The sequence below is a fragment of the Kitasatospora purpeofusca genome, from assembly GCF_034043715.1.
GTDB classification, from domain to species: Bacteria; Actinomycetota; Actinomycetes; order Streptomycetales; family Streptomycetaceae; genus Kitasatospora; species Kitasatospora purpeofusca_A.
This window is the reverse complement of record NZ_JAXCLC010000082.1, coordinates 1-23,226: the sequence shown is the minus strand read 5'-3', so window position 1 is coordinate 23,226 and position 23,226 is coordinate 1. Positions and strand designations below refer to the sequence as shown.

Below are 23,226 nucleotides of genomic sequence, written 5' to 3'. Positions count from 1 at the left end.
GATCCAGTCTGAGCGGGCATACCCCTATGATGCCCGCGTCCGGAAAAGCGGCGTCGGGCGGGGCGGCGCCGGGCGGGGCGGCCGGTGCCCCGCGCCGGGCGGCGGCCTGCGGCCCCGCTCAGACCGCCTGGTACGCGGCCGGGCCCTCGCCCGGGGCGGGACGGCGCGGACGGCCCGGGCCGAAGCCGGGGACGGCCGACAGCCGCGGCACGCCGGCGGGCCGGACGACCCGCCCCGGCGCCTCGATCACCTCGCAGCCCGCCCGGGCGAACCGCCGGACCGTCTCCGCGGCCGCCCGGTCGTCGAGCGCGAACACGAACGGCCCCGGGACCAGCACCGCGTCCACCCAGCGGCGCTCGGCCGCCAACAGCAGGTTCTCCAGCGCCGGCAGCGGCCCGTGGGCGTTGAGCCCGTGGTCGGTGTACACGTCCGGCATCGGCAGACCGAACCGGTCGGCCAGCTGCTCCATGGCGGTCCGCATGTAGTCGGCCTCCCGCGCGTCGTAGGGGCGGCACCGCAGGTACATCGCGGCCCGCCGCATCGTCGGACGTGCCGGTCGGTGGAGGTCGTGCATGCCGTTCACCTGACTCTGGTCACTGTGCGTGTGGGGGAGGACGGCACCGGGCGGCGGGTGGGGGAAGGGCGGGGCCGGGGCGACGCCCGGCGGCCACCGGGCCGATACCCAGCGGACTCCCGGAACGGTACGGGGATCAATGGGGGCCACTACCCATTACTGCGTGTGCGCGCGAGTACGGCCCCCACCGAGCCCGCCCGGTCCGGTGCCGGTCCGGTGTCGCCCGGCGTTCATCCGGTGTCGTCCGGCGTTCATCCGGTGTCCGTCCGGCCCCGGCGGTGACGGTGACGACTGCGACTGCGACTGTGACGACGGTGACGACACCATCGGGACCCCGAGCGGCACCGGCGCTCGCGGTGAGGCCCCGCCCGGGTCCGGGACCGCCGTGGAGCGCGGTGTTTGGGCACCGGGCAGACGGGGAACAGGAGTTCGACAACGCGCCGAACCAATCGACCGAAGGGCCAGGACCGTTGACTCCTCCGCTGCCGGGGCGGGTCGATCCCGACCTGGCCGACCGCCTGACCGACGCGGTACTGCTCTCCGGGCTCCCGGTCGCCTTCGGCGAGGAGGGGCCCGGTGTGCGGATCCGCCCGGCGCGGCCCTCGGACGACGCCGACCGGTGCGCGGGCGCGGCGGCCCTCGACTGGCTGCCGTCCCCCCGGCTGACCGGCGCCGCCGCGATGGCCGGACCCGGGCAGCCGGCCGGTCCGGCGCGCGAGGTGGTCGGGACGGCCATGGTGAACGCGCTCGCCGAGTTCCTACCGGCGTTCGGCCTGGAGGCCACTCGGGACGGCTCCGGCCGGGAGTTGCGGGTCGGCCCGCCGGCCCTCCCGGCCGCCGGGCTGCGCGTCCCGCCCGGGGCCCTCGCCGCCCGGCCCGCCGGGCCGACTCCGGCCGAACTCGGCGTCCCCGCCGCCCTGCTGGACGCGCTCCGGCGCAGCGCCGCGCTCGCCGGCCTGCCGCTCGCCGCCCACCTCGGCGGCACCGGCATCACCCTGGCACCGTGCCCACCGGCCGACGGCCCGGGCGAGGAGCCGGGTGCGGACCCAAGCGCGGACGGTGCGGCGGACATCGGCTGGAACCCGTCCCGCCGACTCGCCGACCTGGCCGACAGCGACCGCCCGGAGGCTCCCGGCGCCGCCACCGCTCGCGCGGCGGTCGACGCCGCGATGCGCCACGCACTCGGCACGGCCCTGCGCGCCTGCGGCACCGAACTGCGCTGGCTCCACGCCCTCCACCGTCTGCGCGCCTACGGCGAGTCCGTCCCGACGATCCGCCGCTGACCGTCCGCCCCGCCGTTGACCGCCGGTCCTGACCGCCGGTCCTGACCGTCGGCCCTGTCCGCCGGCCCCGTCCGTCCGTCGAGCGGGCCGGGGGTTCCCGCTTCGGTCAGCCGTCGGCGACGTCCGGGGCCGGTTCGTCGCCGGTCGCGGTAACGCTGGTGTGCTCGTGGTGGTCCAGCAGGCGGGTCAGCAGATCGGTCAGGCGGGCGCGGTCGTCGGCGTCGAGGGGGGCGAGCAGGGCGTCCTGGGCCGCGTCGACGACGGTGTCGAGCCGCCGGAGGTGGGCGCGCCCCTCGGCGGTCACCGTGATGACGTTGCGCCGGCGGTCGGCCGGGTCGGACGTGCGCTCGACCAGGCCGCGTCCGGCGAGTTCGTTGACGACCGCGACCATGTCGCTGCGGTAGATGCCGGTGCGCCGGCTGAGGTCCGACTGGCTGGCCGGGCCGCCGTCGGTGAGCGCGGTGAGCGCGGCGAAGTGCCACTTGCGGGCGCCCTCCGCCGCCAGGCCGTCGTTCACCAGGCGGTCGGCGTGCAGGGCGTTGACGGCCAGCAGTCGGCTCGGCAGGCCGCGGACGCGGGCCGGGGCCGTGTGGTCGGTCATGGCGCCCGCAGGCCCGCGGGGCGTCTCGTCGTTGTTCACGCCAGGCAGTGTAGCCGTTGCGTTAGTCACTCTAACGATATACGGTCATCGACATCACATCGTTAGTCGGACTAACGGATTCGCTTGAGGGATTCGCCTGTCCCGCCCGCGTCCGGCGCCACGAGAGGAACCGTTTCGATGCTCACCGTCCCCGTGATCGACTCCCATCTGGCCTACCTGGACACCGGCGCCGAAGCCGACACCCGCGCCGGGGCCGACACCCCCACCGGGGCCGACGCCCGGGCCGGGACGGGCAGACCGCCCGTGGTGCTCCTGCACGGCAACCCCACCTCCTCCCACCTGTGGCGCAAGGTCGTCCCGCACCTGGCCGGCCGGTCCCGGGTGCTCGCGCCCGACCTGATCGGCATGGGCGCCTCCGGCAAGCCGGCCATCGACTACGGCTTCGACGACCAGGCCCGCTACCTGGACGCCTGGTTCGAGGCGTTGGGCCTCGACCGGGTCGTCCTGGTGGGCCACGACTGGGGCGGCGCCCTGGCCCTCGACCGGGCGGCCCGGTATCCGGACAAGGTGGCCGGGGTCGTCCTGCTGGAGACCTTCCTCAAGCCGCTGGCCGCCGAGGAGTTGCCACCGCCGGCCCGGGCGCGCGCCGAGGCGTTCCGTACGCCCGGCGTCGGCGAGAAGCTCGTGCTGGAGCAGAACATCTTCATCGAGACGGCCTTCAAGGGCGGGGTGCTCCACCCGCTGGACGAGAGTGAGGTCCGGCCCTACCGAGAGCCGTTCCCGACGCCGGAGAGTCGCCGCCCGATGCTGGCCTGGTCCCGGATGACGCCGATCGACGGCGACCCGCCCGAGGTGGTCGCCCGGATGGAGGCGTACGGCGGCTGGCTGGCCGGCAGCCCGGAGGTGCCGAAGCTGCTGCTGACCTTCGACTCCTCGCCGACCCTGCTGGTCGGGGAGGCCGTGGTCGCCTGGGCGCGTGAGCACGTCGTCGCGCTCACCGTCGAGCACTGCGGCCCGGCCGGGCACCACGCCCCCGAGGACCGCCCGGAGGCCATCGGCCGCGCGATCGCCGACTGGCTTGCTCTGCACCGTCTTTCGGACGCCAACGAGCTTGTCGTGCAAGGGGATTGATCGTGCGTCGTCCAAGTGGTCCAGACCATTGACGAGAGGCCGCGCGCTGCCTACGGTATGGGCATTCACCTGGCGCAGGCATGCCAAGATCCTCTTGGTCGGCGCACCCCCACGCGCGCGTCCTGGGCCGGGCGCACTCTCCATCCCCCCACGGAGGAGCATCATGCGCAAACGCCTTGCCGTCGGCGCGGCCCTCGCGGCCGTCGCCGTCCCGCTCGCGATGGCCGTCCCGGCCAGTTCGCACGGATTCATCAACCTGCCGCCGAGCCGCTCGGCCCTGTGCGGTGCGGGTGTCGTCAAGAACTGCGGCGACATCCAGTGGGAGCCGCAGAGCGTCGAGGGCCCGAAGGGCTTCCCGACCCGCGGCCCCGCGGACGGCACCATCTGCGCGGGGGCGGACGCCCGTTGGGCCCCGCTCGACAACCCGCGCAACGGCGCCTGGCCGACCACCAAGGTGACGGCCGGCGCCCAGCAGACCTTCACCTGGGAGATCGAGGCCCGGCACTCGACCACGAACTTCCGGTACTTCCTGACCAAGCCCGGCTACGACGCGACCCAGAAGATCACCCGGGCGAGCCTGGACCTCACGCCGTTCCTGACGGTCCCCTACAGCGGCCGTCAGCCCGCCGCCACGACCACCCACACCGGGACCCTCCCCACGGGCCGCACCGGGCACCACGTGGTCGTCGCGGTCTGGGACGTCGCGGACACGTCGAACGCGTTCTACTCCTGCACCGACGTGCTCTTCTGAGCCGACGCGCTCGTCCGGACCGGCGCGTCCACTGAGCCGACGCGCTCTCCTGCCCGGAAGCAGGACCCGCGCCCCGGGGCCGACCGACGGCCCCGGGGCGCGGGTGCGCCGCTCAGCCCTCGGTCCAGCCGTGGCCCTTGGCGCACCGGAGCATCGCCTCGCGCACCTTGAGCACCTGCTCGCCGGTCAGTGACGGCGCGTGCGCCAACAGCAGCTCGGTCACCTCCACCACGAACTCGGCGGAGGTGAGCACGTCGCACTCCGCGTCGTCGTTGTCGGCCGCGGACCGCGGGACGAGCGAGACCGGACCGGCCGTCCCGGCCGGACGCGCGAGCGCGCCCTTGGGGAGCCGCACCGACGAGGCCTTGAGCCCGCGGTCGCCCTCCTCCATCTCGAACTCGACCACCAGGCCCGAATGCACCAGGGACTCCGGCATCAACATGTCATTGACGTGCAGGAAGACATCCTCACCGCCGTGGTCCGGAGCGATGAACCCGTAACCCCGCACGCTGTCGTAACGCACCACACGACCGGTGACCACTTCATACCCCCAAGGACAACCCGGGCCCCCTGCCCGACACCTGACGTAGAGGATAGACGACCGGGCCCCTCGGGGGCGGGAGAGGGAGCGGGCCGGGCGATCGGGCGGACCTACCAGGGCACCACCCGGCCCAGGTGGTCGACGAAGTGGAGGCCGCCCGCGCCGTGGTGGCGTTCGACCGTGTCCACCACGCCCGGCACGCTCTCCGCCACGCTCAACTCGGCGTCCGGGCCTCCGAGTCCGGTGCGCACCCAGCCCGGGTCCAGCAGCAACAGGGTCCGGCCGTCCCCGGCGTGCCGTGCGGCCTGGCAGCGCATCAGCTGGTTGAGGGCGGACTTGCTGGCCCGGTAGAGGTCCTGCCCGCCCTCGGTGTTGAGCGAGATGCTGCCCTGGTCGGAGGACATCACGCCGATGGTGCCGGTCGGCGTGACCAGCGGGCGGAGGGTCTCGACGACGCGCAGCGGGCCGAGCGCGTTGGTGAGCATGACCTCGGTGAACATCTCCGTCGGCACCTCGCCGATCGGCAGGTCACCGCGGGTGATCGCGGCGTTGACGAAGAGGAGGTCGAGGGTGTGCCCGGCCAGCCGGTCGCGGAGCGCCGCGATCGCGGCCGGATCGGTCATCTCCAGCGACTCGACGGTCAGCCGGCCGCCGGAGGAGTCCAGCAGGGCGTGCAGAGCCGTCGGCCGGTCGCCGCGCACCGTGCCGATGACGTCCCAGCCCCGGCGGAGGTACTCGGCGGCGATCCCGAGGCCGAGGGTCCGGGAGGCGCCGACGACGAGGGCGGTCCTGCGGGTGTCCCTCCTGGGGGCGTCGCTCCTGCGGGCGTCGTTCACGAGGGCGTCGTTCACGGGGGTGTTGTCCACAAGGGTCCTGTTCACAAGGGGTCCGTTCACGGAGGTCCTGATGTCACGAGTCTCCGAGCACCGCCAACCGGGCGTCCAATACCCTTTCGGGCGCATTGATACCGTGCGGGCATGGATCTGGATCTGCGCAAGCTCCGCTACTTCGTCGCGGTGGCCGAGCACCGCCACTTCGGCCGGGCGGCCGCGGCGCTGTTCATCGCGCAGCCCGTGCTCAGCCGTCAGATCCGCGCCCTCGAACAGGAGCTGGGCTGCCCGCTGTTCACCCGGACCACCCGTAGCGTCGAGCTGACCCCCGCGGGGGAGCGGCTGTACGAGGAGGCGCACGGGATCACCGCGACGGTGCGGGGCGCCGTGCGCCGGGTACGGGAGGCGGGCCGCCCGGAACGGCGGCTCGTGGTGGCCTTCTCGGCGGGCCTGCACGTCGCGGAGGCGATCCGGGCCTTCACCGCGAACCACCCGGAGGTCGTGGTCGACGTCCTCCCGCTGCCCTGGTCCGAGCGGGACGCGCCGCTGCGGGACGGCCGGGCGCACGTCGGCTTCCTGCGGCACCCGTTCGACGACTCGGGGCTGCACACCGTCCCGGTCGGCCACGAGACCAAGGTGGCCTGCCTGCCGGCGGGCCATCCGCTGGCAGGTCGCCGCACGCTGGTGCTGGCGGACCTCGACGGCGAGCCGGTCCTCGACCACCGCAACCGGCGGACGGCCTCGCTGGAGGAGAAGTTCGAGCTGATCGCCTCCGGCCAGGGCGTCGCCCTGGTGCCGCTGAGCGTCATGCGCTCGTACGCCCGTCCGGGCCTCGTCCAGCTGCCGGTCACCGACCACCCGCCGGTCGGGACCTGCCTGGTGGCACCGGAGGGCCACGGGCCGGGGCCGGTCGCGGACTTCCTGGAGACCGCCGCCGCCGTGCTCCGCCGGCCGGCGGCCTGATCCGGCCATCGCGCAAATTCCGTGCGCGGACGGCCGGTTCGTCGTAGCATCGACGCCGGAACGCGCGAAAGCACAGCCCGGTCGGTAGTCCGGGCGCCGTCGGCTCGTGGCCGACGGCCAGTCATTCCCTCCCAGGGTGTCCGGCGCGTTCCTCCCGGCGCGCGATCGCGCGCGGGACGCGGCACCGCCATGGGGGGAAGCAGCATGCCGAGGACGTTCGCCGCCCGGCCGCCGGAGACCGCGGGCCTGCCGGGCCGTGCCGACGCCGAGCGCCGTGCTGCCGAGCGTCGGCCCGCCGCGGAACGTCTCCAGGAGAGACAGGCCCCGGTCCGGACGCGTACGGGCAGCTAGCACGCCCCTCTCCGGGCGCGCCCCGCGCCCCGCGCCCTTCGCGGCCCCCTGGCGACTCCTCCCGCCGTGCGCCCGGCCGTCCCGTCCCCGCCATCCGTCCGGACACCCGAACGTCCGATTGTCGATCCTTCGTGGAAAGACATGTGACCGTTCGTCAGTTGACGTCCGCAGGGATCGGATCGGTCCGCGCGCGATCCGTGGCACGACCCAATCGAGAACGATCAGGAGATCACTGTGCGCATACTCTTCACCGGCCCGGCCGCGCCGAGCCACCTCTTCCCGATGGTGCCGACCGCCCAGGCCCTGCGGGCCGCCGGGCACGAGGTGCTGTTCGCCAGCCCGAGCCCGTTCGACCGGCTGCGGCAGGCCGGCTTCCCGATCGTCGAGATCGGCGACGGGCGGCCCCTGCGCGAGTCCTTCGAGGCGACCTCCGGCGGCCAGGTCAGCTACGCCCAGCCGGACATGACCCAGGACGAGATCCTGGAGATGGCCGCGGCCGCCTTCGCCCACGCCTCGCGCTCCACGGTGGAGGACCTGCTCGCGGTCGCCGAGGGCTGGGGTGCGGATCTGCTCGTCCACGACTCCTGCCTGGCCTCCGCCCAACTGGTCGCGGCCCGGCTCGGCATCCCGGCGGCGCTGCAGAACTTCGGCATCATCTCCGGCCTCGACCTGGCCGCCCGGCTGGCCGTCCACTTCACCGACATCTACGAGAAGCACGGTGTGGACGCCCCCGCGCCGACCACGCCGCTGAACATCGTCCCGGCCTCGCTCGGCGGCGACCCGGGCGGCCTGCGGATGCGCTACCTCCCTTACAACGGCGGGGGAGTGGTCCCGGTCGAGCTGCTGGAGCGGGGCCACCGGCAGAGGGTCGCGGTCACCCTGGGCACCGTCATCACCGGGATCGACGGCCTGGCGGCGATCACCCGGCTGGTCGAGTCCGCCGGCGCGGTCGACGCCGAGTTCCTGCTCGCCGTCGGTGACGCCGACCTCGGCAACCTCGGCACCCTGCCGGACAACGTCCGCCCGCTGCCCTGGGTGCCGCTCGCGGAACTCCTGCGGGTCTGTGACGCGGTGGTGCACCACGGCGGGTCCGGCAGCACCCTCACCGGCCTCCAGGCGGGTGTGCCCCAGCTCCTGCTGCCCCAGGGCGCCGACAACTTCGCGGTGGCCGAGGCCCTGACCGGCGCCGGAGCCGCCCTGAGCTCCACCTCCGACGACGTCGACACCGCCCTGCTGACCCGGCTCGTCGCCGACCCGGCCCTGCGCGAGGGCGCCGCGCGCCTGCGGGCCGAGAACGAGGCCCTGCCGACCCCGGCGGCCCTCGTCCCCGACATCGAGGCCCTCGTCACCGGCCGCCGGTGACCGGTCCGGAAGTCCGTCGGGGGAGCTGAGGGGGAGCCGCCCTCCGTCCCCGGTGGAGGTGCCGCCCCGCACCCCCACCGGGGACGGGGCCGGCCGGCGGCGCCGCTCCCCGCCAACGAGCTTTCGCTCAGGCTGAGCTGACGATCACTCGGGTCCACGCTCCGGCCGGAACCGCGTTGTTGGTGGTATCCCTGCACAGGACGGGTACGGTCGCCTATCCTCCATGCGCACGGCGAGGTACGGCCTCGCCGGACGGCTGGGGGTCGCGGTGGTTCTGCACGGGCGTGCGGCGGTGTTCGAGACGGTCGTACCTTCGCTCGTCGGCCTGGAAGTGACCGGCGAGGCACCGGGTGTCAGGACGCGGCGGCTGCCCGTCCCGAACGGCACCCCACTGGTGGTCGAGTGCTCCGGCGGGCGGCTCAGCGGGCGCACCGGCCTCCTGGCGGCCCTGGACGCGCGGTACGCGGCCCACCTGCGCCGGGCGTCGGCGGACCTGGGCCGTCCCGACCTCGGCCGGGCCGACCTCGCGCCGGCCGCCGACGACGAGGACCCGACCCGGCGCAACGCCTCGCACACCTCGGACCTGCTGTTCCACCTGCGCCACGAACTGAGCCGCCGCCCCGGGGACTTCGGCGGGAGCATCGCCTTCCCCCGGCTCACCCAGGGCCTGCTGGCGGTGACCTCCTGGCAGGCCGTCGGCGCCGGCGAGTCGGAGGCGGCCGCCGGGCGCCTGGAGAGCCTGCTCCGGGAGAGCGTTCCCGACGGGCCGGCCCGGCGCGCCCGGGTGGCCCAGTGGATGCGGCAGGCGGCCCCCGGCACCGGGGAGAACGCGCTCGTCGCCCGACTGGTCGACCTCGTCACCCCCGAACTGCTCGGCCCCTCCGCCCACCGGCACGGGCTGCGCTGGTGGGCCGCCCGGCAGGTCGCCGGCCCGGGCACCGACCACGTCCAGCTGTCCCAGCTGGCCCGGCGCTTCCGCGGCGACCCGGACGACCGGGAGGCCGCGGAGCGCCACCTGATGGCCGCGTTCCTGGCGGACATCGACAGCCACTACACCTGGTCGCGCCGGATGAACCGGCTGCCGCGCCCGCTGCTGCTCCTCGACAACGCCCACACCCCGCTCGGCCGGCCGGTGGTGCGCACGCTGCTCCAGGTCTGGCACGAGGAACCGGCCGGGACGCGGCCGGGCGTGATCACCACCGTCCTGGCCGGGGAGCCGTCCGGCTCCGGCTCCGGCTCCGGCTCCGGCTCCGACGCCGACGACACCGCGCCGTCGACGCGCCGCGCCGCGGGCCCGTTCTGGCGGCAGGACCGCCCCGGGACGGCGGCCGGCTGGACGGTGCGGCTGCCGCTGGCCGGGCTCGGGCTGGAGGAGGTCACCCTGATGTTCGGCACCGAGCACGCCCCGCCCGGCACCGCCCGGGTGGTCCACCGCCTCAGCGCGGGCCGGGCCGGGATCGCCCACGCGCTGGTGGAGGCCGCCCGGAAGGCGATCCGCCAGGGGGACAGTGCGGCGCCGCGCTGGCTGCTCGACCTGCCGGCCCACGACGCGCCCGCGCGGACGGTCCACGAGCAGCTGCTCCGGGTCCTGGTCCCCGGGGAGCGGGACCGTGAGCGGCTCATGTTCTACTGCCCGGCCCTCGACGACGGCGCCGCCGACCTGCTCGGCGCCTACTACCCGTGGACCGACCGCAGCCCGCTGGACGTCCAGGAGGCCAGGCGGCTGCTCGAACGCAACCACTGGTCCGCGCCCGCGCACCAGGTACTCGACGCCCCGTTCGTCCAGGACCGCACCCTGCGGGTCCTGCTCGGCCACCGCCTGGCCGTCCAGGTGGCCGGGGAGCCCGGTATGCAGACCTGGCGGCACCTGCACGGCACCGTGCGCGCGCGGTACACGCCGAACGGCGCCGGGCTGCCCGACCAGGCCCTCCACCACGCGCTCGCGGTGCACGACACCGGAGTCGTCGTCCGCACCCTGCACCAGCGGCTGGCCGAGCGGAGTGCCGCCGACTGGCTCGCCTCGGTCAACCTGATCTGCTCCGCCCCGCACCCGCCCGAGCCCCTGCCGGTCGCCGCCGGGACGAACGAGCAGTGCCAGGCCTGCCAGCACGGTGACCTCGCCGTCCACCAGGCGGTCGACCTCCTGGTGCGCAACCTATGGGTGCAGTCGCACCCGCTCTCGGCACCCACCGAGGCGCTGATCGACAGCATCCGGCTCCAACTGCTCACCCTCGCCCAGTACACGGGGGCGGCCGACCAGGCGGTGTTCTTCCAGGCGTACGAGACCTGGCCCGGACGGCTCCGTCGCTGGCACCAGGCACCCGACCTCCCGGTCTGACCCCGGGGCCCGACCCTCGAGCCCGGCCCTGCTCCGAGTCGAGCCGACCCGTCCCGGCCCGTCCCGGCCCGATCCGCCCCGACCCGGCCCGCCCAGACGCGATCCGCCCCGCCAGGCGTGATCCGACCTTAGGAGACGCCCGACCGTGAAACTGTCCCTGCCCCAAGGGCCCCTGAACCGCGCGCTGGTGATCGTGCTGGCGCTCGCCGTCCTCAGTACCGTCGGCTACATCGGCTACCGCCTCGTGGTCAACCCCAAGTGCGCCACCGGTGTGAAGAAGGCCACCGGGAACGAGTGCGTCGGCGTCACCGACGGCTCGTACGTCTTCAACGACGACCTGCGGCCGGTGACCGCGCGCATCAAGGAGGAGAACGACAGCGTGGCCGGGAAGAACCCGGTCACCGTCGCCCTGATGATCCCGCTGGTCTCCGACCAGCAGGCCGAGCGGCGCGAGATGGTCGAGCAGGTCCAGGGCGCCTACCTCGCCCAGTACCGGGCCAACCGCGAGAGCGGGAAGCAGCCGCCGGTCCGCCTGGTCCTCGCCAACCCCGGCCGGGAGTACCGGGACTGGCGGCGCGTCGCGGACCAGCTGGTCCGGTCCGCGGCCGACGGCAAGGAGAACCTGCGGGCCGTCGCCGGCATCAACATCAGCATCACCAACAGCGAGGCCGCCGTGCACTACCTCACGGCGGAGAAGGGCATCCCGGTCGTCGCGGGCCCGATGACCGCCGACGACATCGCCAACAGTGCCGCCGACCCGCGCCACTACCCCGGTCTGGCCCGGATCGCCCCCAGCAACAGCGACCAGGCGGGCGCCCTCGCCGCCTACGGGGCGGGCATCAAGCCGGCCGAGACCCTCGTGGTCGAGGACACCCGGGAGAACGACAACTACCTCGCCACCCTGCGGACCACCTTCGCCAAGCTCACCAAGGGCGCGCCCAACGCCCCGGAGACCTTCGAGTCCCCGACGGACTTCACCCAGGAGGGCAACCTCGGCAACGTCTTCGCCCAGATGGTGCCCGACATCTGCAGCTCCGCCGCGTCCACCCTGTTCTTCGCCGGCCGTCCGGTGCAACTGCGGCTGTTCCTGGTCGCGCTGGGCAACCGGAAGTGCAACAAGCCCTACACGGTCATCACCGGCTCGCACGCCTCCACCCTGATGGTCGACCAGAAGTTCGAGAACAACTGGGACGCGCTCACCAAGAGTTCGGGCATCACCGTGCGCTACACGGCGCTCGCCCACCCCGACAGCTGGGGCGAGGCGAGCACCGACGGCCCCGGCGGCACCAAGGGCCCGACCGCCGACCTCGCCGCCCTGCTGCGGGCGGACGACACCAAGCAGCCCGAGCGGATCGGGCCCGCCGACCGCCGCGACGGCCGCATCATCATCACCTACGACGCGGTGACCACCGCCGTCGCGGGGATCCGCAAGGACGTCGGCGAGTCCGTGGCCATGCCCTCGCTCGACGACGTCACCCAGAGCTGGCGCCGACTCCACGGCGGCAACCGGGTGGACGGGGCCAGCGGTTGGATCTGCCTCGACCAGTACGGCAACCCGCACAACAAGGCCGTCCCGATCGTCCACCTCGACCCGGCCGTCCGCGGCGCCGTCCTGGACACCGTCGCCTGGCCCCTCGGCCACGCCCCCGACGGCAACTGCTCCATCGGCAGCGAGGGCTGACGGCCCCGCACTATGTGTGCCGCGCCGCCCGCCGGGCCGGTGCCCCGGCGCAGCGGGGGCGGTGCGGTCAGCGGCAGGGGAGGAGGGCGAAGGTGTAGCCGCGGGCCTTGAGGGTGCGGAGGACGGCGGGCAGGGCGGCCACGGTCTGGCTGCGGTCGCCGCCGCCGTCGTGCATCAGGACGACGGCGCCAGGGGTGACCCGGTCCAGGACGCGGCGTTCGATCGCGGCCCGTCCGGGGCGGGCCCAGTCCTGCGGGTCGACGCTCCACAGCTGCACGGTCTTGCCGAGCCGCGCCGCGCCGGTGCGTACGGCGGTGTTCACCGCGCCGTACGGGGGCCGCAGGCAGCTCGGCGTGGTCCCGGTCCGCTCGCGGATGCGTGCGTCGGTGGCCGTCACCTGGGAGTCGAACGCGGACTTGGAGAGGGTGCGCAGGTCGGGGTGGGACCAGCTGTGGTTCTGCACGCTGTGGCCCTGGTCGTGCACCCGGCGGGTGACCTCGGGGTACGCGGCGACGTTCTGGCCGATCTCGAAGAAGGTGGCGCGGGCCCCGTACTGGGCCAGCAGCGCCAGCACCTGAGGGGTGTACCGGGGGCTCGGCCCGTCGTCGAAGGTGAGGTAGACGACCTTGGCCGGGGCCGCCTGGGCGGGCGCGGCGGGCAGGGCGACGGCGGCGGTGGCGGCCGCCACCAGGGTGCCGATCGCGAGGCGGGCGGCGCGGCGCCCCCGGGGCCGGTGTGCTGCCCGGGGTGAGGTCGCCGAGGTCACTCGGGTTGAGGTCACTCGGGTTGAGGTCACAGGTGCTCCCAACGGCCGCGGAACCGGAACGAACCCGGTTGCCCGCCCCCTCCCCGGCCCTCCGTCCAATGTAGCGGCCCGCCCCCGCACCGTCCCGGGACCGGACGGTGCGGGGGCGGTCTTCGGCCAGACCCGGCGTCAGCCCGTGTCGGCGGGGATGTCCCCGGCGACCTCCCCGGCCCGGGCGCGGATCTCGGGGACGGCGGTGCTCTCCGGCAGGCTGCCCCGGCGCAGCGCGCCGAGCGTCCACAGGGGCGCGGGCGGGGAGCCGTCGGCGGGTCGTACCCGGCCGAGGGCGTCGGTGCTGGGGCCCCGTCAGTCGACGCGTCGGCCGAGCGCCCCGACCAGGGCGCCGACCAGGGCGTCGACCATCGCCCCGTCCGGATCGCGGTCCGGGTTGACCTCGGTCACCACCAGCCCCGCGAGCTGCGGTGCGGCGCAGAACTCGGTGAGGCAGTCGAAGGCCACGCCGAGGGGCAGGCCCTCGTTGAAGTGCGGGAAGTTCGCCAGCGGGAAGTCCACCGAGTCGATCACGTCCACGTCGAAGTGCAGCACGAACCGCTCGTGGTCGGCGGCCAGTGCCCGCCAGGCGGCCCGCGCCTCGACGACCGGGTCCACCCCGGGTGCGGTGAGCTCCGTGCACGGCAGGGCGCGCAGCCGGTAGCGGCCCAGCCGCTCCCGCCCCGCCGCGCCCAGCTCCACCGGGTCGTAGCCGAACGCCACGATCCCCTCGGGCCCCAGCAGCGGGGTGCGCGGCCCGGCCTCCCGCAGCTCGGGCGCGCCCTCGCCGAGCAGGTGCGACAGCACCATGGTGTCCAGGATCCCGGAGCGGCTGGTGTCCGGTACCGACAGGTCGAGGTCCCCGTCGAAGTACAGCAGGCCGGTGCCGGGCCGACGCGCGATGTACGCGGCCAGCACGCCCAGCGTGATGGTGCAGTCCCCGCCCACGACCAGGGGCACCGCGCCGTCGTCGAGGATGCCGCCGACGGCCTTGGCCACCGCGCGGACCACTTCGACCACCAGCGGCAGGTTCTGCCGGTCGCGCCGGTCGGGGTCGGTCCGGAACGGAACCACCGGCAGGTCCCCGCGGTCGGTCACCGTGACCCCGGCGGCCCGCAGCCGTTCCACCAGGCCGGCGGAGCGCAGGGCCGCCGGGGCCTTCTCCTGGCCGGGGCCGTGCGTACCCGCGCAGGACGGGACCCCCAGCAGTGCGAACTCCTCGGCCACGGCCGCTCCCTGTCCGTTCGTCCCGGCCACGCCCGGGGCCGCGTCCGCACCCGGGACCGGGGCGGCGCGCGGGACGGAGCGCGGCAGTGGGCCGAGCGTATCGGCGGACGGGGTGCGCGGCGCGTTCCTCCCGGCGGTGTCGGCGGGTGTCGGCGGGTGTCGGCAGTGTCGGCGGGTGTCGGTCTCTTCACCGGCTCCGGCCCGGGGCCTGGGAGCGCTTCCGGGACGCCGGGCCGGAGGCCGAGCGCGACGGGGACCTGCTCGCCGCCTGCGCGCGGCTGACGGCGGACCCGAGCAGGCCGCCGCCGACCGGCCGGCCTGGGAAGACACGGTGGTGGCCGGCGAGCCCGACGGAGTTCAAGGACCGCTGAGCACGGCGGCGCCGGCCGGGCCGCCCAGGGCCCGTCCGGCGCGTGGTCGTGGCGAATGCTACGCGCGGTGGTACGGCATCGGGCCGGTGACCTCGGCACCGAGCGCGGTGGCGGCCTGGCGGGCCCAGAACGGGTTGCGCAGCAGCTCGCGGCCGAGCAGGACGGCGTCGGCCCGCCCCTCGGCGAGGATCCGCTCGGCCTGCCCGGGGTCGGTGATCAGGCCGACCGCCGCCACCGGCAGGTCGGTCCCGGTGCGGACCGCCTCGGCGAACGGCACCTGGAAGCCGGGACCGGCCTCGATCCGGGCGTCCGGGACGAGGCCGCCGGTGGAGACGTCCAGCAGGTCGACGCCGTGGGCGTGCAGTTCCTTGGCCAGCCGGACGGTGTCCGCCGAGGTCCAGCCCTCGCGCTCGTCCTCGGGGTTCTCGGTGAGCCAGTCGGTCGCCGAGATCCGGAAGAAGACCGGGAGGTCCTCGGGCCACACCGCGCGGACGGCGTCGACGACCTCCAGGGCGAACCGGATCCGGCCCTCGAAGGAGCCGCCGTAGCCGTCGGTGCGCCGGTTGCTGTGCGGGGAGAGGAACTCGTGCACGAGGTAGCCGTGCGCCCCGTGGATCTCGGCGACCTGGAAGCCGGCGTCGAGGGCACGGCGCGCGGCGTCGGCGAACTGCCGCACGATCGCGCCGATCTGCTCCACCGTGAGTTCCTCGGGCGCGACCCGGTCCGGCTCGAACGGCAGCGCGCTGGGGGCCACCGGCCGCCAGCCGTGCGCCTCGTCCGGCCCGATGGCCCGGCCCCGGTCGACCCAGGTCCGCTCGGTCGACGCCTTCCGCCCCGCGTGGGCGAGCTGGACGGCCGCGACGGTGCCGTGCGCCTTCAGGAAGGAGGTGATCCGCCGGAACCCCTCGGCCTGGGCGTCGTTCCACAGTCCGAGGTCGTAGGGGGAGATCCGGCCCTCGGGGCTCACCGCGGTGGCCTCGGTGATGATCAGCCCGGTCCCGCCGGCGGCCCGCGCGGCCAGGTGGGTGAAGTGCCAGTCCGTCGGCACGCCCGCCGCTTCGCCGTCCGGCGCGGCGCTGTACTGGCACATCGGCGGCATCCACACCCGGTTGGGGACGGTCAGCGACCGCAGGGTGAAGGGGGTGAACAGGCTGGTGCTCATGTCGGACTCCAGGAGACGGCCCAAGAGTGATTGCAGGTGCAATCTCTGTGGAAACAATAGTTGCATGCGCGCCACAATCGCAAGCCTCGGCCGAGGGCCGCACCCACCCGCCTCGCCGGTGCCGGCCGCCCGCCTCGCCGACGTCGGTCGCCCGTCTCGCCGACGTCCGCCATCCGGGCGCGGGCTTGCCCCTGACGCGCGGGGCAGGGGTTAGCGTCCCGGTGCCGGACCGCCCGAAGGCGGTCGTGCGGCACCACCAACACCACCACCGCACCCAGGAGTTCACCCATGTCCCCACTCCCCGCCAGCACCCGTGAGGTCCGCCTCGTCGCCACTCCGGACGGGCTCCCCACCCCCGGCGACTTCGCCGTCTTCGAGACCCCCTCGGCCGCGCCGGGGCCGGAGCAGGTACTCGTCCGCAACCGGGCGTTCCTGGTCTTCCCCGGGCTCCGCAGCCTGATCGGGGGCGAGCTGCCCTCCACCGCGCTCCCGACGATCCGGCCGGGGGACCGGATCCTCGGGCCCGCGCTCGGCGAGGTCCTCGCCGCGCCCGCCGACGGGCCGCTGCGCCCCGGCGACCTGGTCACCCACCTGCTGGGCTGGCAGGAGCACGCCGTGGCCGAGGTCGCCGCGCTCACCCGGGTCGCCGACGGCTTCCCCGACCCGCTCGCCCTGCTGTCGCCCTCCGTCGCCGCCTACGGCGCGCTGACCCGGGCGACCGGGGTGCGCGAGGGGGACGTCGTCCTCGTCACCGGCGCGGCGGGAGCGGTCGGCACGGTGGCCGGACAGGTGGCCCGGCTGCTCGGGGCCGCGCGGGTGATCGGCACCACCGGCTCGGCCGCGAAGGCGAAGCGGCTGACGGAGGAACTCGGCTACGACGCCGTACTGCTGCGCGGCGGACGCCCGATCGCGGACCAGCTCGCCGAGGCGGCCCCGGACGGCATCGACGTCCTGCTGGACATGGTCGGCGGCGAGCAGCTGACGACCGCCGTCGACGCCGCCCGCCCGGGCGCGCGGTTCGCACTGATCGGCGCGCTCGCCGGACAGCTCGACCCGGCCCGCCGCGGTGCCGGCGCACCGGCCGTGGTCGACAGCTTCCGGCTGCTCGTCCTCGACGCCACCGTCCACGGCATCGCCGGTCAGCGGTACCACGGCCTGGAGCCGGAATGGCGCGAGCGGCTCGCCGGCTGGCTGCGCGCCGGTGAACTGTCCGTCCCCCGCACCGTCCTGACGGGCATCGAACAGGCGCCCGGAGCGTTGTCCCGGCTGATCGAGGGCGACCTCTTCGGCGCGCTGATCGTGGAACTGCGGGACTGACGGACACCGGGAGGACGGATGGCGGGCCGGATGAGGATCGGCGACGCGGCGGCGGCCGCCGGCACCACGCCCAGGGCGCTGCGCTTCTACGAGCAGCGCGGACTGCTCCCGCCCGCCGACCGGAGCGTCTCCGGCCAGCGCGAGTACGGGCCCGAGGCCGTGACCAGGGTGCGGGTGATCCGTGCCCTGCTGGCGCTCGGCCTCACCGTGGACGACCTCGCCAGCCGGACCCACCGGCTGGACCTGCTGGCCGAGGACCCGCCGCGCAGCTGCGCCTCCGACGGGGACTTCGGGCCGGACACCTTCGCCCCGGTGGTCGAGCGGCGGCTCGCGGCGCTGGACGCGGAGATCGCCCGGCTGACCCGGCTGCGCGAGGCCCTGGCCCGCCACACCGGGACGGAGGCCGGTCCGGACCTCCCGGCCCGGCCGTCGTTCGGGTGACCCCGCGGTGCGGCGCCGGTCGTGCGTGGACGACCGAGCGCTAGGAAGGCAGGACCCCACCGCGCCGGTGGCCCGCGGGCCACCGGCCCCACGAGAGGAGTCCCCGGCATGGCCGTCCCCACCACCTTCGACCATCGGGCGAAGAGCTACAGCCTGCCCCACGCCTACTGGCTGGCCCGGGCCGCCGACCTCGCCTACAAGGACGAGGACACCATCGAACGGCAGGCCCGCGACTGGGGCTTCACCGAGGTGCGGCACCACCGGACCGCCTTCGCGCCACCCTTCCCGCTCCAGGACACCCAGGCCTTCACCATGGCCGGTGAGCACATGATCGTGATCGCCTTCCGGGGCACCGAGCCGCAGCAGATCCGCGACTGGCTCTCGGACACCTCCACCCCGCCCTGGCCGGGGCCGGCCAGGACCGGCTACATGCACTACGGCTTCGGCGAGGCCCTGGAGTCGGTCTTCCCGGACGTGCGGAAGGCCGTCACCGAGCGCCGCACCCAGGACCAGAGCGTCTGGCTCACCGGCCACAGCCTCGGCGGGGCGCTGGCGATGCTGGCCGGCGCCCGGCTCCTGCTGGAGGACCCGCGACTGGCGGCCGACGGCGTGGTCACCTTCGGCCAGCCCCGCACCTGTGACCGCCTGCTGGCCGCGGCGTACAACAAGGGCTTCCAGAACCGGATGTACCGCTTCGTCAACAACAACGACATCGTCCCCCAGCTGCCGCCCGAGCCCGCCTACACCCACGTCGACGCCCTGCGGTACATCGACTCCGCCGGGAAGCTGCACGACTCCGTCGGCCTGCTCGGCGGCCTGGCCGACCGGGCGAAGGGCCTGACCGCCGACGCCTTCGCGCCGGCCGGCGACGGCATGCGGGACCACTTCATGCGCAACTACCTCGCCGCACTGGAGAAGAACCTCGCCTGACGGCGGCGGGGATCCGGGTCCGCCGGGCCCGGATTCCCGCGAACCGGCCCTCCCTGCCGCCGAGTTCTGGAAGCATCGACGTCGTTCCCGCGGGCGCGGGAGGAATTGGGGGGTGGGGCGATGGACGCGACCCGTACGTACCGGCCGGCTGCGGCCGTCCTCGCCGGGGCGGTGGCCGCCGCCCTCGGGATCGCGGGCTGTACGTCCGGCGGCTCCGCCGGGGCGGCCGGATCGCCGTCGCCCTCGGGCCCGGTGACCACCTCGGCACCCGCACCGACGGCCGGCTCGACCGCACCGACGGCCACCTCCTCACCGCCCGCCGCGCCGGCGCCGAGCCCGACCTGCTTCGACACCGACATGGTCGGCGACACCACGGTGGCCGGCTACCTCGCCCGGCTCCCCGGCGCCACGCGGATCGTCGAGCCCGGGGTCTTCATGGACCTGGACGGCCTGCACCTCGACACCACGCCGGACCGGCGGCCGTGCGGACCGGTGACCGTACGGATCACCCGGTTCACCGTGCGGCTGTCCCACACCGGGTCGGGCACCGTGACACGCCCGTCCTACTCCTACAGCCCGCTCGACACCACCGAGGTGACGGTCGGTCCGGCCAACGGGACCGCCCCGGGGAGCGCGCCCCCGGCGACCTCGCACTGCTCCGGGGTGCTCTCCGTGGTCCAGCTCGGCGCGCCGGTCAAGGACACCGAACTGCCGCAGCGGCTCGATCTGGTCACCCCGAGCCCGGCGCCGACCGCGCCGTACCACCAGAACGTCAAGGTGACCGGCGAGCGCCAGGTGGCGGCGGGCCTGGCCCTCCCGGCCGACGCCGCCACCTGCTGACTCCGGCCCCTGCTCGCGGATCGTCGACCTGGTCCGGGACACCTCCCGGCCGGGCTCTCCAGCCCCTCCGCCGGCGCATCGTGAGCGGCGGGTCCTGACCGGTCGCGCGGGCGATGTCCCAGGCGCGCACGGCGGCGTCGAGCGCCGCGCCGACCGCTCAGGGCGTCAGGACGATCTTGCCGCCGACCGTGCCGGACTCCGCGAGCCGCAGCGCCTCCGCGGCCCGGGCCAGCGGGAGTTCGGCGGCGACCCGGGCCGTCACCTCGCCACGGCGCACGGCGCCGAAGACCTCGCCGAGGTCGGTCCGCAGCCGGGCGCGGAAGCGGTCCCTGCCCAGCCCCCGGCCGGCCCAGATGTTGTAGAAGTGGGCCCGGCGGCCGTTCGGCAGGGCATTCCAGAGCCAGGTGCGGGCCAGGATCTTGAGCACCGGCCACTGCTTGGAGCCGCTGTCGTCCCGGGTCGAGGCGCTGCCGTAGGCGATCAGTGTGCCGCCGGGGGCGAGCAGGCCCCAGGAGTCGATCACGCTGCGCCCGCCGACGTGGTCGAACACCGCGTCCACCCCGCCCGGCGCCAGCTCCCGGACGCGGGCCGCGACATCGCCCGCCCGGTAGTCGACCGGCTCGACCCCGAGTTCGCGCAGGGCGTCGTGGTGGCGGGCGGAGGCGGTGCCGATCACCCGGACCCCCGCCGCGCCGGCGAGCTGGACCAGGACGGAGCCCACGCCGCCGTTCGCGCCGTGCACCAGGACGGTCTGTCCGGCGCGCACCCCTGCCCGGCGGTGCAGCATCTGCCAGGCGGTGATGCCGTTGACCACCACGGTCTCCGCCTCGGCGGGCGTGAGGCCGTCCGGCACCGGCACGGCGTCGGCGGCGTCGACCACCACATGGCTGGCCCAGCCGCCGACCTTGACCAGTGCGGCGACCCGCTGTCCGAGCAGCCCCGGGTCGACGCCCTCGCCGGTGGCCAGCACCCGGCCCACCAGGTCGTAGCCGGGCACGAAGGGGAAGGGCGGCTGGTCGTAGTACCGGCCCCGGCGCATCTGCTGCTCGGCGAAGGAGACGCCGGTGGCCTCGACGCCGATCACGATCCGGCCCCGCTCGGCCTCCGGCACGGCCCCGTACCGGAGCTCCAGCCCCTCCGGCGCCACGACGCCCGGCAGTACGACCTGGAGCAGACGCTCGTCACCCATGATCGTGTTCTCCTTCGTTCGGCAGATCCATTCGCGTTCGTTAGAAGTTATAACTCCATCGGGCCGTGAGCGTCAAGAGCGATCGTGAGACCCTCTAACCGCGTGCGCCGTCCAAGATCGCCGTGATACTTTCGCTCCCGCCGTGCGCCGCTGCGACCAGAGGAGGTGGGACCGATCAACGCTGTGACCGATCGGGCACCCCTCCCTCGCATGGCCTGAGGGCTGCCCGAACCAGGCATCCCGAAAGGCCCGAACGCTATGCGCTTCACTTCCGACACCTCCTCCGACGGCATCCGCGAGCAGCTGTTCGTCGTCGACGACACCCCCGCCGCGCTGTGGACGCCGGACGGTCCCGCCGCCACCCGCCCGCTGGTCCTGCTGGGCCACGGCGGCGGCGAACACAAGAAGGAGCCCGGCATCCTCGCCCGGGCCCGCCGGCTCGTGACCGAGTGCGGCTTCGCCGTGGTCGCGCCGGACGTCCCCGGACACGGCGACCGCCCGGTCCAGGAGGAGTACAACCGGCTCGCGATCGCCAATCAGGAGCGGATCGCGGCCGGTGCCGAGCCCGGGCTGCTGCTCGCCGAGTTCCACGCCCTGGTGGCGCGGCGGACGGTGCCGGAATGGCAGGCCGTCCTGGACGCCGTCCAGCGGCTCGACCACGTCGGCGCCGGACCGGTGGGCTACTGGGGGGTCTCGCTGGGCTGCGGGCTCGGCGTGCCGTTCGTCGCCGCCGAACCCCGGGTCCGCGCGGCGGTCCTGGGCCTGGGCGGGGCGCTGGCCTCGGCGGCGGAGGCCGCGCGGATCACCGTCCCGGTGGAGTTCCTGCTGCAGTGGGACGACGAGCGGGTGCCGCGCGAGGCGGGCCTCGCCCTCTTCGAGGCGTTCGGCTCCGCCGAGAAGACGCTGCACGCCAACCCCGGCGGGCACGGCGACCTCCCCGCCTTCGAACTCGACAGCACCCTGCGGTTCCTCGCCCGCCACCTGGGCTGACCGCCACCTGGGTTGACCGGAACCTCGGGTGACCGCCGCCCGGCCGACCGCTGTCGGCGCTCTGTCGGCGGACCGACAGCGGCACCGGTGTCCTGCCGGTGGCCTGTCGGTGTCCTGACGGTGCGCCGACGGCGGCCGGCGGGAACCTGGTGCGTGGCAGCACACGAACCAGGGGAGGCCCACCATGCCGAACAGCACGCGACCGCAGCACTCGCGCCCGACCACGGTCCTGATCTCCGGTGCCGGGATCGCCGGCACCGCCCTCGCCCACTGGCTGGACCGCTACGGCTTCCACGTCACCGTGGTCGAGCGCGCGCCGTCCCTGCGCGGGGGCGGCCAGCCGGTGGACATCCGCGGCAACGCCCTCGAAGTCATCGACCGGATGGGCCTGTTGGCGGAGGTCGGGGCGAGGCGGACCGGCCTGCGGGGGATGTCCGTGGTCGACGCGGACGGCCGGGAGCTGAGCCGCACCATCGAGCGGACGGCCAGCGGCGGGCCGGTCGACGGCCCGGACGTGGAGATCCTGCGCGACGAACTCGCCGAGCTGATCGCCGGGGTGGCGGGCAGCGGGGTCGAATACCGCTTCGACGACTCGATCGACACCCTGGTGCAGTACGAGGAGGGCGTCCAGGTCCGGTTCCGCGACGGCGAGGAGCGCCCCTTCGACCTCGTCGTGGGCGCCGACGGCCTGCACTCCAACACCCGCCGGCTCGTCTTCGGCCCCGAGGAGGACTACCTGCACCCGATCGACACCTATGTCGCCGGCTGGAGCGTGCCCAACCACCTCGGACTGGACCGTTGGCAGGTCGTCCACCGGCCGGGCGACTCCTCGGAGCGGATGTGCATGGCCATGACCGTGCGCGACAACGCCGAACTGCGGGTCTTCGTCGGCTTCGGCTCGGACGAGCCGCTCGCGCGGATGCTCCCGCGCGACCCCGCCGAGCAGCGCCGCCTGGTCGCCGAGGTCGCCGCGGACCTGCGCTGGGAGGTGCCACGTTTCCTGGCGGCCCTGGACGACACCGACGTGTTCCACTACGACGTCGTCGCGCAGATCAGGATGGAGCGCTGGTGGAACGGGCGGGTCGTGCTGCTCGGCGACGCCGGGTACTGCTGCTCGCCGCTGACCGGGCAGGGCACCAGCGTCGCCCTGACGGCGTCCTACGTCCTGGCGGGCGAACTGCACCGGGCGGACGGCGACCACCGGGCCGCCTTTCCCGCCTACGAGCGGCGGCTGCGCGAGCACGTGGCCGCCAACCAGGCGATCCTCGACCTCACCGGCGACCGGTTGAAGGCGGACGGCGCCGAGGGCGGCTTCGAGGAGACCGGCCCGGAGGTGGATGAGGTCTTCCGCGCGGCCACGGTCTTCGACCTGCCGGACTACTGAGGGGCCACGACGGGTCACGGAACACGGGTCACGGAACACTTTGCAAAGTCGCCGACGACTTTGCAAAGTGTTCTGCTTTGCAAAGTGCTCTGCGCGGGGCGACGGGGTACGGCGGATACGGCCGGACCGCCCGGCCGCGGAACGCGTGTCAGCCGGTGGCGGCCGGTGGGGAC

Annotated in this window: 21 protein-coding genes; 13 read left to right on the top strand and 8 right to left on the bottom strand. The window is 74.7% G+C overall.

What is annotated here, in order from left to right; translation table 11 throughout:
* Positions 1-118 precede the first annotated feature (118 nt).
* Complete coding sequence (locus tag SM793_RS31250) at positions 119-574, bottom strand: hypothetical protein (protein ID WP_320441679.1); 456 nt, start codon at positions 572-574, stop codon at positions 119-121.
* A gap of 470 nt (positions 575-1,044) precedes the next feature.
* Between SM793_RS31250 and SM793_RS31245 the strand changes: the two genes are divergently transcribed.
* The gene (locus SM793_RS31245) at positions 1,045-1,857 is read left to right on the top strand and encodes a hypothetical protein (protein ID WP_320441678.1); all 813 of its coding nucleotides are present in this window, start codon (positions 1,045-1,047) and stop codon (positions 1,855-1,857) included.
* Between the two features lie 106 nt (positions 1,858-1,963).
* On the opposite strand, the gene SM793_RS31240 is transcribed toward SM793_RS31245, so the two are convergent.
* Positions 1,964-2,458: a MarR family winged helix-turn-helix transcriptional regulator gene (locus SM793_RS31240; protein WP_320441694.1), complete on the bottom strand. Its 495-nt coding sequence runs from the start codon at positions 2,456-2,458 to the stop codon at positions 1,964-1,966.
* 177 nt (positions 2,459-2,635) lie between these two features.
* Between SM793_RS31240 and SM793_RS31235 the strand changes: the two genes are divergently transcribed.
* Together SM793_RS31235 and SM793_RS31230 are read left to right on the top strand one after the other, a co-directional pair.
* Entirely contained in the window at positions 2,636-3,589 is a 954-nt protein-coding gene (locus SM793_RS31235; protein ID WP_320441677.1) for a haloalkane dehalogenase, read from the top strand.
* Positions 3,590-3,752: 163 nt separating this feature from the next.
* Positions 3,753-4,340 (top strand): lytic polysaccharide monooxygenase, encoded by a 588-nt coding sequence (locus SM793_RS31230; protein WP_320441676.1) that lies wholly within the window; start codon positions 3,753-3,755, stop codon positions 4,338-4,340.
* 112 nt (positions 4,341-4,452) lie between these two features.
* On the opposite strand, the gene SM793_RS31225 is transcribed toward SM793_RS31230, so the two are convergent.
* Positions 4,453-4,881 carry a cold-shock protein gene (locus SM793_RS31225; RefSeq protein ID WP_413816069.1) on the bottom strand — a complete coding sequence of 143 codons (429 nt, stop codon included), beginning with the start codon at positions 4,879-4,881 and terminating at the stop codon, positions 4,453-4,455.
* A 110-nt stretch (positions 4,882-4,991) separates the two neighbouring features.
* Positions 4,992-5,732 carry an SDR family oxidoreductase gene (locus tag SM793_RS31220; RefSeq protein WP_320441674.1) on the bottom strand — a complete coding sequence of 247 codons (741 nt, stop codon included), beginning with the start codon at positions 5,730-5,732 and terminating at the stop codon, positions 4,992-4,994.
* A gap of 126 nt (positions 5,733-5,858) precedes the next feature.
* Between SM793_RS31220 and SM793_RS31215 the strand changes: the two genes are divergently transcribed.
* The 4 genes from SM793_RS31215 to SM793_RS31200 all read left to right on the top strand — a co-directional run bounded on the left by SM793_RS31215 (position 5,859) and on the right by SM793_RS31200 (position 12,406).
* Positions 5,859-6,674, top strand: coding sequence for a LysR family transcriptional regulator (locus tag SM793_RS31215; protein WP_320441673.1), 816 nt, complete (start codon positions 5,859-5,861; stop codon positions 6,672-6,674).
* A 585-nt stretch (positions 6,675-7,259) separates the two neighbouring features.
* Positions 7,260-8,387, top strand: coding sequence for a nucleotide disphospho-sugar-binding domain-containing protein (locus SM793_RS31210; protein ID WP_320441672.1), 1,128 nt, complete (start codon positions 7,260-7,262; stop codon positions 8,385-8,387).
* A 223-nt stretch (positions 8,388-8,610) separates the two neighbouring features.
* A complete protein-coding gene (locus SM793_RS31205) occupies positions 8,611-10,725 on the top strand; it encodes a hypothetical protein (protein ID WP_320441671.1) in 2,115 nt (704 codons plus the stop codon).
* A gap of 145 nt (positions 10,726-10,870) precedes the next feature.
* Positions 10,871-12,406 (top strand): hypothetical protein, encoded by a 1,536-nt coding sequence (locus SM793_RS31200; protein WP_320441670.1) that lies wholly within the window; start codon positions 10,871-10,873, stop codon positions 12,404-12,406.
* 67 nt (positions 12,407-12,473) lie between these two features.
* Here the strand turns inward: SM793_RS31200 and SM793_RS31195 are convergent, their stop codons facing one another.
* The 3 genes from SM793_RS31195 to SM793_RS31185 all read right to left on the bottom strand — a co-directional run bounded on the left by SM793_RS31195 (position 12,474) and on the right by SM793_RS31185 (position 15,962).
* Entirely contained in the window at positions 12,474-13,172 is a 699-nt protein-coding gene (locus SM793_RS31195; protein WP_320441669.1) for a polysaccharide deacetylase family protein, read from the bottom strand.
* A gap of 345 nt (positions 13,173-13,517) precedes the next feature.
* Positions 13,518-14,429 carry an arginase family protein gene (locus SM793_RS31190; protein ID WP_320441668.1) on the bottom strand — a complete coding sequence of 304 codons (912 nt, stop codon included), beginning with the start codon at positions 14,427-14,429 and terminating at the stop codon, positions 13,518-13,520.
* Positions 14,430-14,858: 429 nt separating this feature from the next.
* Positions 14,859-15,962 (bottom strand): NADH:flavin oxidoreductase/NADH oxidase, encoded by a 1,104-nt coding sequence (locus SM793_RS31185; RefSeq protein ID WP_320441667.1) that lies wholly within the window; start codon positions 15,960-15,962, stop codon positions 14,859-14,861.
* 288 nt (positions 15,963-16,250) lie between these two features.
* Here SM793_RS31185 and SM793_RS31180 point away from each other — a divergent pair, with 288 nt between their 5' ends.
* The 4 genes from SM793_RS31180 (at position 16,251) to SM793_RS31165 (ending at position 19,490) form a co-directional block, all read left to right on the top strand.
* Positions 16,251-17,279 carry an NADP-dependent oxidoreductase gene (locus tag SM793_RS31180; RefSeq protein WP_320441666.1) on the top strand — a complete coding sequence of 343 codons (1,029 nt, stop codon included), beginning with the start codon at positions 16,251-16,253 and terminating at the stop codon, positions 17,277-17,279.
* 30 nt (positions 17,280-17,309) lie between these two features.
* A complete protein-coding gene (locus tag SM793_RS31175) occupies positions 17,310-17,720 on the top strand; it encodes a MerR family transcriptional regulator (protein WP_320441665.1) in 411 nt (136 codons plus the stop codon).
* A gap of 108 nt (positions 17,721-17,828) precedes the next feature.
* Positions 17,829-18,650 (top strand): lipase family protein, encoded by an 822-nt coding sequence (locus SM793_RS31170; protein WP_320441664.1) that lies wholly within the window; start codon positions 17,829-17,831, stop codon positions 18,648-18,650.
* A 120-nt stretch (positions 18,651-18,770) separates the two neighbouring features.
* On the top strand, positions 18,771-19,490 hold the full coding sequence (locus SM793_RS31165) for a hypothetical protein (protein ID WP_320441663.1): 720 nt from the start codon (positions 18,771-18,773) through the stop codon (positions 19,488-19,490).
* Between the two features lie 157 nt (positions 19,491-19,647).
* On the opposite strand, the gene SM793_RS31160 is transcribed toward SM793_RS31165, so the two are convergent.
* Positions 19,648-20,679, bottom strand: a complete 1,032-nt coding sequence (locus tag SM793_RS31160) for a medium chain dehydrogenase/reductase family protein (RefSeq protein WP_320441662.1) — start codon at positions 20,677-20,679, stop codon at positions 19,648-19,650.
* A gap of 258 nt (positions 20,680-20,937) precedes the next feature.
* Here SM793_RS31160 and SM793_RS31155 point away from each other — a divergent pair, with 258 nt between their 5' ends.
* Together SM793_RS31155 and SM793_RS31150 are read left to right on the top strand one after the other, a co-directional pair.
* Entirely contained in the window at positions 20,938-21,669 is a 732-nt protein-coding gene (locus SM793_RS31155; RefSeq protein WP_320441661.1) for a dienelactone hydrolase family protein, read from the top strand.
* 184 nt (positions 21,670-21,853) lie between these two features.
* On the top strand, positions 21,854-23,053 hold the full coding sequence (locus SM793_RS31150; RefSeq protein WP_320441660.1) for an FAD-dependent monooxygenase: 1,200 nt from the start codon (positions 21,854-21,856) through the stop codon (positions 23,051-23,053).
* Positions 23,054-23,226 lie beyond the last annotated feature (173 nt).

Bases quoted from the DNA above. Each gene is read 5' to 3' on its own strand.
- SM793_RS31180 (WP_320441666.1), top strand. From the start codon at position 16,251: ATGTCCCCACTCCCCGCCAGCACCCGTGAGGTCCGCCTCGTCGCCACT.
- SM793_RS31230 (WP_320441676.1), top strand. From the start codon at position 3,753: ATGCGCAAACGCCTTGCCGTCGGCGCGGCCCTCGCGGCCGTCGCCGTC.
- SM793_RS31215 (WP_320441673.1), top strand. From the start codon at position 5,859: ATGGATCTGGATCTGCGCAAGCTCCGCTACTTCGTCGCGGTGGCCGAG.
- SM793_RS31170 (WP_320441664.1), top strand. From the start codon at position 17,829: ATGGCCGTCCCCACCACCTTCGACCATCGGGCGAAGAGCTACAGCCTG.
- SM793_RS31240 (WP_320441694.1), bottom strand. From the start codon at position 2,458: ATGACCGACCACACGGCCCCGGCCCGCGTCCGCGGCCTGCCGAGCCGA.
- SM793_RS31150 (WP_320441660.1), top strand. From the start codon at position 21,854: ATGCCGAACAGCACGCGACCGCAGCACTCGCGCCCGACCACGGTCCTG.
- SM793_RS31235 (WP_320441677.1), top strand. From the start codon at position 2,636: ATGCTCACCGTCCCCGTGATCGACTCCCATCTGGCCTACCTGGACACC.
- SM793_RS31175 (WP_320441665.1), top strand. From the start codon at position 17,310: ATGAGGATCGGCGACGCGGCGGCGGCCGCCGGCACCACGCCCAGGGCG.
- SM793_RS31185 (WP_320441667.1), bottom strand. From the start codon at position 15,962: ATGAGCACCAGCCTGTTCACCCCCTTCACCCTGCGGTCGCTGACCGTC.
- SM793_RS31155 (WP_320441661.1), top strand. From the start codon at position 20,938: ATGCGCTTCACTTCCGACACCTCCTCCGACGGCATCCGCGAGCAGCTG.
- SM793_RS31160 (WP_320441662.1), bottom strand. From the start codon at position 20,679: ATGGGTGACGAGCGTCTGCTCCAGGTCGTACTGCCGGGCGTCGTGGCG.
- SM793_RS31250 (WP_320441679.1), bottom strand. From the start codon at position 574: ATGCACGACCTCCACCGACCGGCACGTCCGACGATGCGGCGGGCCGCG.
- SM793_RS31205 (WP_320441671.1), top strand. From the start codon at position 8,611: ATGCGCACGGCGAGGTACGGCCTCGCCGGACGGCTGGGGGTCGCGGTG.
- SM793_RS31165 (WP_320441663.1), top strand. From the start codon at position 18,771: ATGGACGCGACCCGTACGTACCGGCCGGCTGCGGCCGTCCTCGCCGGG.